Origin of the sequence: Litoreibacter ponti (assembly GCF_003054285.1) — a bacterium.
Classification (GTDB): domain Bacteria; phylum Pseudomonadota; class Alphaproteobacteria; order Rhodobacterales; family Rhodobacteraceae; genus Litoreibacter; species Litoreibacter ponti.
This window is the reverse complement of sequence record NZ_QBKS01000001.1, coordinates 2,508,459-2,520,459: the sequence shown is the minus strand read 5'-3', so window position 1 is coordinate 2,520,459 and position 12,001 is coordinate 2,508,459. Positions and strand designations below refer to the sequence as shown.

The window sequence follows — 12,001 nt, the reverse complement described above, 5'->3', positions numbered from 1 at the left end:
TCGGGCGGAGCCAAGTCCTCAATCCAATCCCGGCGCGGTGATCCGATCAAAGCGCCCGGATTCCCCAGAAAAACAAGTTAAGGAGACGCCATGCGGTATCAGATCAGCGGCAAGCAAATCGACATTGGGGAGGCTCTTCAGAGCCATGTGAAGTCGGAGATCGGGGTGATCACTGACAAATATGCGGAGCGCCCGACCGACGCCAATGTGGTCTTTTCCAAGGATGGCCACGAATTCGTTTGCGAGGCCACGGTACACCTCAGCACTGGTCTGACCACTCAGGCGCACGGGCGCAGCGCCGAAATCTATGCGGCCCTCGACCAATGCGCCGAGCGCATGGAGAAACAATTGCGCCGCTATAAGCGTCGTCTGAAAGATCACCACAAGGAACGCGCGCAGCCTGTTGAACTTTCCGGGGCCGCCTCGTATATCCTCGCCTCAAGCGAAGAGACGGACGACTCAGAACCCGAGAGCCTGCAGCCCATGATCGTTGCAGAGATGGAGACCAAGATTCCATCGCTTTCAGTTGGCGAGGCCGTCATGCAAATGGAAATCGCCGGGGCACCCGTTTTGGTGTTTCGGAATGAGGGAAACAAGGGTGTAAACGTCGTCTACAGACGAGACGATGGGAACATTGGCTGGATCGATCCTTCCAGCGGGTAACGGCCACCGAAGGCTGCATTCAGAGAGCCAAGCATGCAAATCTCAGAGATTCTGACTCAGTCGGCTGTTAAGACTGTTTCTGCTGTGACCAGCAAGAAGCGCCTTTTCCAAGAGGTCGCAGAACTGGCCACCGTGGCGCATGACATGCCGACGGATCGAACCCTGGAGGCGCTTCTTGAGCGCGAGTCGCTTGGTCCGACCGGTGTTGGACACGGCGTGGCTCTGCCGCATGCGCGGCTCGATTGCCTTGATAAGGTGGTGGCGGTGTTTTTGCGTCTTGAGCGGCCCTTGGATTTCGACGCCACCGACCGCCAGCCGGTTGATCTGTTCTTCGCACTTTTCGCACCGGAGCAGGCCGGGGTGGATCACCTCAAAGCACTCGCCTTGGCATCACGCACGATGCGTAGCGAAGAAATTTGCACCAAATTGCGCGCCAATACCAAACCGGCAGCCCTACATGCGATCCTGACGGAAAGCGAAGAATCGCAGGCAGCCTAAGTCCCCGACCAGGACGCAAACCCGAAGTTGATGTAGTCGCGGCGGTAGGTCTGCTGACACAGCTTCTCAAGCTCTTCATCGTAGATCTCGGCCAGTGAAAACGGCCCCGGCTCGTCTTCCGGCTCTATGTCCACCTCTGCCAGATACAGGTTTGCGGCCAGGGTGGCGAGCTCCTCTTGGATGTCATCCTCGCGTACCACGAGATCCGGCAAGACGACCGATGACGCCCCTTCAAGCAGCGCGGATTGCGTGGCCCAGACCGCATCGATGCGAATACTCGTCTGACCCGCCAGATTACCCTTCAAGAAAGTCAGGAAGGCCGCGAAAGCCGCGCGGTGGTCCAGCTTGGTGTAGCCATCAAGATCACCGTTTCCGGGCACACCGACCCCATATTTGTTGCGCATGACACGGCGCGGATCGGAGAATTTGTCATCCCGCTTCGGCACCACGTGACGGCAAAACGTATCATGGGCGCGCGCCAGAGGGTGCCGCAAGACGGTGAAACTGCGGTGCCCCGGTTTTTGCTTCTTCCACTGCCGCAGCTGCTTTTGTGACAGCTTCGTTTGCAATGCCTCGGGCGTAACGCCATCCAGTGCCGCCATCCATTTTAAAACCGAAGCCTTGGGCGCTGCGGCCACAGGTATGAACAGAAGTGGTGAAGTTGCGGCAAGATAGAACCCGGGCACCCCCGCCCCGCGGCGCGGCTCGAAATTTGGTGTGCGGGCAAGCGCGAAATGGTCAATGCTGGAGAGCGCCTGTACCATTTCATTGTAGTTCGTGACCTTGTCTTCCAGCTCGCTTGGGTTCTGCTTCTTCACCGATTTCGGCGTGGCGTCGATCTGATGAGACGATCCAATAAAGCGGGCCATGCCGTTAATCACATCGACGTTGCCAAGATCCTCGTAGGCGACATAGAATGCAGTCTGGCCAGAGATCTGCAACGCCTTCAGGATATCAAGCTGGAAGTCCTGTTTCGCCTCGAGATGTGAGATGAATTCGTCCTTTTCAAAAGTCGCCTTGGCCTCCCGCCGCTGCTTCATGTCGGACAGCTTCCACTGACCGGTCAGCGCTGCGATTTTCAAAGAGACATAGCTTTCCAGCGGGTTCCGCGTCAGGACAATTTTCGCGCATTTGGGGTCTGCAAGCACATGTGCCATGACCCGTGGATCGTGGTCATTGAAAAATCGGAAGCCCGGCAGGCCGTCTGTGTTTTCCTTCATCCGCTCGATCAGGGTCAGCGGAGAGAGTTCGCGCTGGGCAAGGTCAACGCCGAACAGCTCGCTCTTGTTGTGATGGCCGACAAAATGCGGATTGTAGGCCTCGCCATAGCAGGTCAGGTCGTCGAACGCGTTCAGGCTTGCTTCCAGAAAATTGGACCCGGTCCGCATCTCGGCGAACACCACGAAATAGTCGAACGCACTACTCATCTATTTCACCAAATACGGGCGCTGGCCCTGAGGTTTCTCGCCGGTATCCTCGACCACTGGAAAATCACCCATAAGGTGCGGGCTCATTCCCTGGTTCTTCAGGTTCTGGAGGAATTGTCCAAAGCCTTTCAGCCCCGCCAGGGTCGGAACCTCGGTCAGCCGTCGCTGGGCTGAGCCGCCGATCTCGTCGAGTATTGTCTGCAGGTTCTCCATCGGGTCCTCGATGAACTCCGCCAAGCTCCAGATCCTGACCCGCGCTTTGGTCTTGCCCATGCGCAGGGTTTCCAGATGGGCAGCTTCGACCCGTTGCAGATGGGCGGCCTCCTTTCGCAGGTCGGCAAAGTCGCGGTTCGAGTGAAATAGCGGAATGGCCCACGCGCCGGAGATGACCGAGATGTGCGCATTTCGGTCTGCCGCAAGGAACTTGGAGATCTTCTGTCGATCCGCAGGCCCGAATTGCAGGCTTTGATGCTCCCCTCGAGTGTTCCAGATCAGATTGGTCAGGAACGCTTCCGGGTTGTAGTCCCGCAGCTTCGCGCTGTCCGACAAGGCCCCGTTATAGACCGGGTCACGGCCGGCAAATTCGACCCTGTCCTTGGCAAATAGATGCCCGTGCACCCGGTTGCCCGTGCGACGCGCCAGCCAATCCTCGAAATCCTCGAATAGATCCGTAAAGCCCTCGAACACGGAATAGCGCCCGCTCGTCTTGCCGTTTTCCCAACCGTCATTAGGGTAGCGGCCCTGCATGTACAGCCCCGCACGACCGCGCGTCCGCCGCTCCGTCGCGCGGCTGAACAGGCGGTCGATCTTCAACGGGTTCGGCTCTGCCATAACAAGTGCGCGGCTGGCGGGGGCCAGAAATTCGCGATACAGCCGCTCCGCCCGGGGCCAGATTTTGCGCGCGACAAAACAGTCCGAGCGGCGTAGCAGCTGCAAGTGATCGTCGTAGAACACGTGCGGCTTGCCTTGAAAATCAAACTTCGACAGCGTCAATGAGCGGCTCTCGACATGCGTTGAATACAGCCGCGACAGAGTCTGAAAATAGCTCTCATCCGGAATCCAGACACGTTTGAAATAGCGATCATATTCATCGCGGCGAGGGTCTTGCAGAATGGCCGACAGTGTCTGTCGCGTCAGGCACCACCATTGCGAGCCCAGATGCGGTACGATCCCGTCCGGGATGCGCCGCTTGAACTTCAAGCGCCGTTGAATATCAACGTAGCGATCGAACAGCCGCCTCTGGCGTTTCCACGAGAATGGAAACCGCAAAGTGAAGCGTTCCTGATCCAGACCGCCCACGGTCCAGTCAACCTCGTCCGTCGTCACAGATTCGATGAAATCGGTCTTCGGTCGACTGTCGAGATAACCCTGCAGCTCTTCCATCGGGCGAAGCGGCATGCACGACCCGCTGGCGAGAAAGACATGCGTGACCTCGGTAAAACTCTGCAACATCAGCTCGCAGGCCGACTGCGTTGCGGCAACGATGGACCAGTTTCCCCATTCGCACAGGTGACGCTCTGAGAATTTCACATTGTCCAGATCGGCCAGTTTTCCGGTAAAATAGACATAGGTCTGCTGATCGACGCGCTGATCGACATGAATCACAACCGGCTTGCCATGTTCGGCAAAATGCCTCGCGGTCTGCGCGGCGCGATCCAACGCCTCGTGGACCAGCATGACAAAGCCGACGCTCATGCCCAGTTGCCTTTCGACATCAGCCCCAAGATCTCAAGCTGGCGCCAGTTGATGTATTTCTCCGACCATTTGCACCACAGGTCCGGGTTGGATGCGAGCCCATTGTGATAGGCCTTATACTCGTGGCTGTTGGCGAAGTGCTGCTTGCGCTTGAGCTCCTCGGCGGATTTCGAGGTGAAGGTGTCGAGAAATTTGGCGTGTAAAAGACAGCCTGACGTCTTTTCGCCACCCCATTCGTCATAAACCAGGTTCAAGCCGCGCGGCAGCAGCATGTGGGTCGAGCTGACATAGGTGTAGCTGCGGTCCCATCGCACGAGCGGCACCTTGTTCAACGCCGGCGCGCGCTCGGGCTTGTCGGCAAAGAACGCGCGGGCGCGCGGACCGCCCTGAATCCACAGGTTGCCGTATTTCGGATTGCGCTGGATCGTGTAGTTCCCGCTGTCGAACCAATGCACTTTCTCGAATGGGTCCTCACCCGCATGGTAGGCGACAGAATCGATGGGCCCCTTGGGATACATATCGAGCAGCATGGTTCCGAACGACTTCACCGACGACGCATCAAGCCAGTCGGTCAGCGCCCGAATGGGACGCGTATCACAGAACGGGTAGACAAGAAATTCGTCAACATCCACCACCAGGCACCAATGGCCGTGAGCGTATTTGCGTTGCAGCCAGTTCAGCCAATCCACCCCGAAGCGGGAGCGTTTGTAGCTCTCTTCCGATCGAAATACGGACACATCGGGCTGGGCAGATAGGTATTCGACCGTGCCATCGTCCGATCCATTATCGACGAAGATGAAATGATCCGCGCCCATGTCGCGGTAGTACTTGAGGAAATACGGCAGCCGCACCGCTTCATTTCGCAAGGTGCAAAACACCAGGATGTCAGACTTGCCAATCTGCGCGGTGCGGTTCTTGACCGATGACAATTCGCGCCGCTTGCGCAGGGCCCGCAAACGCCATCGCTTCCGCTCAAGGCGGAGCCGGTATGATTTCAACGCGCCCATGTTGTGTCACCTTTGACCACGCGGGGACCCTAGACCAGCTTCATCACCGCCGCGTTAACGGCAGCAAAATGCTCCGACCAGGTCGGAATATGCGGTCTCTTGGCCATATGTGCGTGGACGAGGTCTTTTTGCCTCTGCGCTGCCTGCTCAAGTATTGTTTTTTTCCAAAAGTAGCGGTCTTCCAGGTCTGCGTAAACGGGGTAGTCCCCCAGCAGCTCCCGGTGGATGGCAAGATCGCCACAGATCACCGGGATCCCTAACTGAGCCGCTTCAAGTGACGGAAGGCCGAAGCCTTCGGCGAAGGACGGGAACAGAAGCGCGTGTGCCCCGGACAGGTGCCGCGTAAGCGCCGGGTCGTCCATGTCTTCATGCAGATGTAACCATGGCTGCGATTTCAGTTGATCAAGCCATGCAAACAGCGCCTCGTTTTTCCATCCGCGCTTGCCGACGAAGTGCAAGTCCGGCCGCTCATCCGGGGTCATATCCTCCCAAATATCAAGCAACAGTGTGTGGTTCTTGCGGGGCTCGATCGTTCCAATCGCAGTGAAATAGGGTCTATTCTTGGCTTTGACCTCAACCCTTTCTCTTGCATCAAGGCCCAGATGAGCGACGGTGACCGGCGGGCAATCACCCCATGTTTTGGCGTGTGCCTTCACCCTCTGCTTCGTCTGTTTGGAATTCGAGATGATAAGGTCCGCGTGCTGGACGGACAAACGTAGCTTCTGCGCAAATGCATCGGCGCTTCCGTCGCGCTGGAACTGCGGGAAATCCAAAGGGATCGTGTCATGAACCAGAATCGCAGTCCTGAGGCCCTGGGCCCGAACACCCTCGAGCGTGATCCGCCGAAGGTTCGAGTGGCCCGTGTTGAGGTATAAGGCATCCGGCAGATCTGGCAGGCGCGCCTTGTTGCTCAAAGAAATCGCAAGTCGCCGCAAATCACTTTCCGCCGCACCGCGGGGCTTCGGAGTCTTTACGCCGACCAAGGCTCTGGCGTCGCGCCTGCCCCACGGCTCTGCCCCCTTCAGTCGGTCGGTAAACCGCGCAAGTCCATTGCGATCCAATAGCGCATAGCCGCTGGCGATGCGCGCAAGACCGTGAAGCTGACCATGAGTGCTCAAACACCAATCCAGATACGCCATTTCCACCCGGTCCACACCGGTCAGCGCGCCGCGCCCCACGCGAGACGTAAGCCGCGTGATGTCGAGAAGCACTGGATAGGATCTATCGCTCGTATCGGCCCGTTTGGTACCAGCGCCTTGCATCGGTGGTCATGTCACTCGGCGGCTTTGCGAAGGGCGACCATCTCGTCCAGATACTGGGCAAACTCATCCTGCAACTCGTCACGCGCCAGGCCGAAGGCCACCGTCGCTTGCAGATACCCAGCCTTCGATCCGCAATCATACCGCTGACCGCGGAAGCGGTAGCCGTAGACGTCACGATCCGCCTCGATCTCGCGCGCGATGGCGTCGGTGAGCTGAATTTCTCCGCCCGCGCCCTTCTTCATCTGGTTGAGATTGTTCAGCACCTTCGGGGTGAGGATATACCGGCCGATAACGGCGAGGTTTGAGGGCGCAACGTCGGGCGCCGGCTTCTCGACCATACCGTTGACGGACACCATCGCGCCCATATCGTCCTTGATGTCCAGAACACCGTAGGACGACGCCTTCTCGGGCGGCACCTCCATCGCGGCGACCATGCACCCGCCCGTTTCGGCGTAGGCTTCTGTCATCTGTTGCAAGCACGGTTTTTCGGCTGCAATGACATCGTCAGGCAGGATAACTGCGAAAGGCTCATTGCCGATCAATCGACGCGCGCACCAGACGGCATGGCCCAGACCAAGCGCCTTGTGCTGGCGGATATAGGCAATCGCACCACTATCCATATTTGTGTTCTTGAGCGTCTGAAGCAGCTCTTTCTTGCCCTTCTTGCGCAAGCTCGTTTCCAGCTCTGGAGCGTGATCAAAGTAGTCTTCCAGCGCGCCTTTCCCGCGGGAGGTCACGAAGATGAATTCCTTGATGCCTGCGGCGCGCGCTTCGTCGATCGCGTATTGGATCAATGGCTTATCGACGAGCGTCATGATCTCTTTCGGGATCGACTTTGTTGCTGGCAGAAACCGCGTGCCCAATCCCGCAACCGGGAAGACTGCTTTCGTGACTTTGCGCTTCATTCCGTACCTCTTGCTTGTCCCAGCATTAACCATTTGCGATGCCAGTGACTACGTCTTGTTTCCGAGCGGCCAGAAAGGTGTGACTGATACGCCAGATATCGCCGCCAAAGGTTAAATATTCGCGATCTCTTGCCTAATCTCTGATCTGTTTCAGCATCTCAATCTCGCGCGCCGACCGTTTTGATCGGGAGTATAGGGAAAACAGACGGTCGGAACGGGTCGATTTTCCGAATATTCCCCCGGTCTGCACCCAGAACCCATCTTCGTGAAACCACCTGCGATGATACAGCGATGTGAGCGACAAGACCAAGACCGTCACAGGGACCCCGGATGCACCCAATTCCCGAGCCTGTTGAAAGGTAACGGCACGATCTGACCTTCGACAGCTCAGATAGACGTGGTCCTTCGGGGTACCCTCGACGTAAGGGAGGAAATCGCCAGGCTCAGACCACGTCGCCCTGATCTGCGAAGTGCGCGCCTTACCATCCTGCAAGCCTGCATCAAGCTCTTGCTTCAGCTTTCGGTAATCCTTCGGCTCAAGCAGGCCTTGTTCCAGGAGGCGGTTCAACCGAACAGTCTGTTCGCCCAGTAAAGGCTCTATTTCACCTGAGTTGTTATGTTTCTTCACGAAGTACGCATGGCTCGCCGCGATCTCGAACAGCGAGGTCGGCCGCCGATCCTTCCCGCGCAACGCACTCGCGGCAAAGCCGTGTTGAACTTCTGCATCGGGTACGACCGCGACTGCATAGCCTTCGGTGTGAAGCCGCAAACAGACGTCGGCCTCGTCAAGAAAGAAGCGAAAACTCTCGTCGAAACCGCCAATCGAGACCAGCGGCTCGCGGCGGAATGCGCAGTTGGTGCCTTGCAGCTTGATCGCGTCTGTTTCGTCTCCTCGGAAGACGGTCGTCTCTCTAGCCTCAATGGCTTCGGAGCTTCCATCCTTCCCGATCGTCTCTGCCTTCCATTGAAAACTGATTCCGTTGCGCCCTCGTACAAACCCGCCGCTTGCCGACACGCTCGGATCATCCAACGGGGCCACAAGTCTTGTGAGCCACGTCGGCTCCGCAATCGCATCATCGTCGATGAAAGCGATGATCTCACCCGCCGACTGTTCGATCCCGAGGTTGCGTGCGGCAGAGATATTGGGCTCGTCGAAGGCCACGAATTTGATCTGGGCATCTTGGGGAGGTCGTGTGTTTCCGACAACAACCACTTCGAACGGGCGTAGTGTCTGAAATTTCAGCGCCCGAAGGCACTTACGCAGATCATCCGGTCGATTGCGGCTCACAATGACCACAGAGACCGAAACATCGCTCATGGATGGCCCATCTCCGACAGCATCGCTTCCAGTTTTGGGACGTCTTCGGGATTGTTGAGTTCCCAGAATTGACGCCCGCGTGCTTCGACCTCGACGCATAGGATCTTCGCGCCATTCTCAAGGAAACGCAGCTGCTCCAATCCTTCCAAGTCCTCGAGCGGGCCAACACCCCAATCGGTGTATTGGCGCAGTGCTGCGGGGCGATACGCGTAGACCCCGACATGGTGGAACACGGGAGTGGGCGCGTCATTTTCGTAGGATTTGGAGGTGAATGGGATCACCTCTTTCGAGAAATAGAGCCCCGACATATCGGTCCCGAACACTGCGGTCGTGCCGCCGACACGCCCTGCTTTGCGGTCCGCGAGGAACCCGTTCAATGCCTTGCCATCACAGCGCAAGACCGGGGTTGCGCATGCTGCATCCGGCGCACTGCGCAGTCCCGCGATCAAGTCCTCCACAAACCACGCAGGGGTGAGTGGCGCGTCGCCTTGCAGGTTCACCACGATCTCCGGCTCTGTGGGCAATTTCGGCAAGGCATCGGCGCACCGTTCGGTGCCATTGAAGCAGTCTTCAGAAGTCATGACGACCTCCGCCCCGAAGGCCTCTGACGCGGCTTTGATCCGATCATCGTCAGTGGCAACATAGACCCTATCTACGCCCGAAACCGCCTTTGCTGCGCGCCAGGACCGCTCGATCAGACTGCGCGCTTCGCCGGTTGCGCCCGTCAATTCAACGAGCGGTTTGCCCGGGTAGCGCTTCGATGCGTAGCGCGCGGGAATGACGATCGTGACCGACATTACGCGGGCCTCAAATCGACGCCGGGCGCGTAGGCTATGAAGAACGGGTTTTCGTAGATCGGCTTGCCATAGGTTAGCGGCAAATGATCGTCGAAGCGCACCACATCGCCGCCCGCGCCGCGCAGGACAGCGTGGCCGGCGGCGGTATCCCACTCCATCGTCCTGCCAAGGCGCGGATACAGATCCGCTTCACCCGCCGCGACGAGACAGAACTTCAGCGACGATCCCGCGCCGGTCATGTCCGATGTATTGTACTTTGCGATATAGTCGTCGGTCGCCTGATCGCGGTGCGACTTGGAAGCCACCACCACAAGCGCGTCATTATTGGGAGCTTTCACGCGAAGTGGGGTCGTATCGCCCCGCTCCTCGCGGTCAAACGGACCCTGCTCTTCGACGCTCGCACCTTGTGCGTCCGTGAAAAACATTCGCCCCTTCGCCGGCGCATAGACAACGCCGCGCGTCGGAATGCCGTTTTCTACCAGCGCGATGTTTACCGTGAAGTCCCCACGCCGTTTGATGAACTCTTTTGTGCCATCCAAGGGGTCGACAAGGATGAACGTACCCGCGGTGTCCGAATGAGTTGCGGCTTGCTCTTCGGTCACGAGCAGAATGTCGGGAAACGCCGCGCGCACGCCCGCCGAGATCAAGACATCCGCCGCTTCATCAGCCGCCGTGACAGGGCTGTCATCGGATTTCGAGCGGACCTCGAAATCGTCGGCGTTGTAGATCTCCATGATCTTGTCGCCCGCCTCCAGCGCAAGGGTGCGAAACACCGTTGCCAGTTTGTTATAGTCCAAGCCCGCTCTCCCGCCCGTGTCATTGATCTGCCGTATTCATCTTCTTATGCTGCGTCGGTAACGGATCGGCAAGTTTTCTGGCATATCAGCGATCAGAGCACCGGCCCCACGGCAAAGCAGGTTTGTGGCGATGTTTGAGACGCAGGAACGCAATACCCATTTCCGCTCGGCCCTTGGCCTGGCGGAGCTGATCTATGTCAGCACGGTGCGCCATCTGCGCAAGAACCATTCCAACGCCATCATTGGCCTGATGATGAACATGATGCAGACCGTTGTGTTCGTGGCGGCGTTCTACCTGATGTTTGTCGTGCTCGGGCTGCGCGGCTCCGCGATCCGGGGCGATTTCATTTTGTATCTGTTGTCTGGGATTTTCCTTTTTCTGACCCATAACAAGGCGATGAGCGCCGTCATGGGCGCGGAGGGTCCGACCTCGGCCATGATGAAGCACGCACCGATGAACACGGCGATTTCCATCGTGTCCGCAGCGCTGTCCTGCCTCTACTTGCAAACCCTGTCGGTGCTGCTGATCCTGTTCGGCGTGCACGTCGCATGGCACCCGGTTGTCATCGAAGAGCCCGTTCTGGCCGGCGCGATGTTCCTGCTGGCTTGGCTGTCGGGCGTCGGGGTCGGCATGCTATTCTTGGCGCTCAAGCCTTGGCTGCCGGAAATCTCGTTGCTTTTGTCCACGATTTACAGCCGGGCCAACATGATCGCATCAGGCAAGATGTTCGTGGCCAACGCTATGCCCAGCTACGTGATCGCCTTCTTTGACTGGAACCCGCTGTTCCACTGCATCGATCAGGCGCGCGGCTTTACGTTCATCAACTACAATCCACATTTCTCGTCGTGGGAGTATCCCCTGACGGTTACGATAATCCTCATCATGATCGGGTTGATGGGCGAGTTTTATACCCGCCGCCATGTCTCGGTCAGCTGGGGGGCGGGTCGCTAATCCGCCACGACGCGCAGCGTCAGGTTGATCCGACCGCCTTTCGGCAAAAGCAGAGACGAGCCGTGCTTGACCCGATCCACCCCATGGTAGGCAAGGCGTGCCTCGCCGCCCATCACCACCACGTCGCCGGAGCGCAGCCACAGGCTTTCGGTCTTCCCGCCCCGCGTGGTGTTCCCGATCCGAAAAAGGGCTTCATCCCCCAAAGACACTGACACAACCGGCCAAGAGAAGTCGCCCTCGTCCCGGTCCTGATGCATACCCATCTTGGCGTCCTCGCCGTAGAAATTGATCAAACAGCTGTCGGGATCACGATCCTTCGACCCCACCGCGCGCCAGATCTCCAGGACCGCATCCGGAATCGGGGGCCACGCGGTCCCGTTCGGATGCGCAGGCTCGTAGCGATAGCCGCTGTGATCGGTGACCCACCCAACACGCCCGGCGGACGTCATGCGCACCGTCATCGCCTTTCCGCTGGGGGTCGTCGGCGTGAACAAGGGCGCGTGCGCAACAACGCGGCGGATGTCCTCTACCAGGGATCGTTGCGCCGCCTGATCCAGAAAACCTTCGAAAATTTTGACCCCCGGACCACAAGATTTGGGGGAATATGGCCGTCATCACCGCTCATTTTCCAACTTCCGTCACGCAAGACACCAATTCTGACATTTTTGAGAGATTCAATC

12 protein-coding genes are annotated in these 12,001 nt (G+C 58.3%); 3 read left to right on the top strand and 9 right to left on the bottom strand.

The window, feature by feature from the left end:
- Positions 1–90: 90 nt before the first annotated feature.
- Both hpf and C8N43_RS12770 read left to right on the top strand, forming a co-directional pair.
- Positions 91–663, top strand: coding sequence for a ribosome hibernation-promoting factor, HPF/YfiA family (gene hpf, locus C8N43_RS12775; RefSeq protein ID WP_107845967.1), 573 nt, complete (start codon positions 91–93; stop codon positions 661–663).
- Positions 664–696: 33 nt separating this feature from the next.
- On the top strand, positions 697–1,161 hold the full coding sequence (locus C8N43_RS12770; RefSeq protein WP_107845966.1) for a PTS sugar transporter subunit IIA: 465 nt from the start codon (positions 697–699) through the stop codon (positions 1,159–1,161).
- On the opposite strand, the gene C8N43_RS12765 is transcribed toward C8N43_RS12770, so the two are convergent.
- From C8N43_RS12765 to cysQ, 8 genes are all read right to left on the bottom strand, one after another.
- Complete coding sequence (locus tag C8N43_RS12765; RefSeq protein WP_107845965.1) at positions 1,158–2,588, bottom strand: BTB/POZ domain-containing protein; 1,431 nt, start codon at positions 2,586–2,588, stop codon at positions 1,158–1,160. The two genes, C8N43_RS12770 and C8N43_RS12765, sit on opposite strands and share 4 nt — an antisense overlap.
- On the bottom strand, positions 2,589–4,283 hold the full coding sequence (locus C8N43_RS12760) for a DUF5927 domain-containing protein (protein WP_107845964.1): 1,695 nt from the start codon (positions 4,281–4,283) through the stop codon (positions 2,589–2,591). It abuts the gene before it with no gap.
- Positions 4,280–5,290, bottom strand: coding sequence for a glycosyltransferase family 2 protein (locus C8N43_RS12755; RefSeq protein ID WP_107845963.1), 1,011 nt, complete (start codon positions 5,288–5,290; stop codon positions 4,280–4,282). The genes C8N43_RS12760 and C8N43_RS12755 overlap by 4 nt, the downstream gene beginning before the upstream one ends.
- 29 nt (positions 5,291–5,319) lie before the next feature.
- Positions 5,320–6,501 (bottom strand): glycosyltransferase family 4 protein, encoded by a 1,182-nt coding sequence (locus tag C8N43_RS12750; RefSeq protein ID WP_158269977.1) that lies wholly within the window; start codon positions 6,499–6,501, stop codon positions 5,320–5,322.
- Positions 6,502–6,563: 62 nt separating this feature from the next.
- Positions 6,564–7,457 (bottom strand): UTP--glucose-1-phosphate uridylyltransferase GalU, encoded by an 894-nt coding sequence (gene galU, locus C8N43_RS12745; protein WP_107845961.1) that lies wholly within the window; start codon positions 7,455–7,457, stop codon positions 6,564–6,566.
- A 133-nt stretch (positions 7,458–7,590) separates the two neighbouring features.
- Positions 7,591–8,775 carry a glycosyltransferase family 2 protein gene (locus tag C8N43_RS12740; RefSeq protein ID WP_158269976.1) on the bottom strand — a complete coding sequence of 395 codons (1,185 nt, stop codon included), beginning with the start codon at positions 8,773–8,775 and terminating at the stop codon, positions 7,591–7,593.
- Positions 8,772–9,572: a 3-deoxy-manno-octulosonate cytidylyltransferase gene (locus C8N43_RS12735; protein ID WP_107845959.1), complete on the bottom strand. Its 801-nt coding sequence runs from the start codon at positions 9,570–9,572 to the stop codon at positions 8,772–8,774. Before C8N43_RS12735 ends, C8N43_RS12740 begins: the two co-directional genes overlap by 4 nt.
- Entirely contained in the window at positions 9,572–10,369 is a 798-nt protein-coding gene (cysQ, locus tag C8N43_RS12730; RefSeq protein WP_107845958.1) for a 3'(2'),5'-bisphosphate nucleotidase CysQ, read from the bottom strand. Before cysQ ends, C8N43_RS12735 begins: the two co-directional genes overlap by 1 nt.
- Before the next feature lie 130 nt (positions 10,370–10,499).
- Between cysQ and C8N43_RS12725 the strand changes: the two genes are divergently transcribed.
- Entirely contained in the window at positions 10,500–11,321 is an 822-nt protein-coding gene (locus tag C8N43_RS12725) for an ABC transporter permease (RefSeq protein WP_107845957.1), read from the top strand.
- Here C8N43_RS12725 and C8N43_RS12720 read toward each other — a convergent pair.
- Entirely contained in the window at positions 11,318–11,893 is a 576-nt protein-coding gene (locus C8N43_RS12720; protein WP_107845956.1) for an alpha-ketoglutarate-dependent dioxygenase AlkB family protein, read from the bottom strand. The genes C8N43_RS12725 and C8N43_RS12720 overlap by 4 nt on opposite strands.
- Positions 11,894–12,001 lie beyond the last annotated feature (108 nt).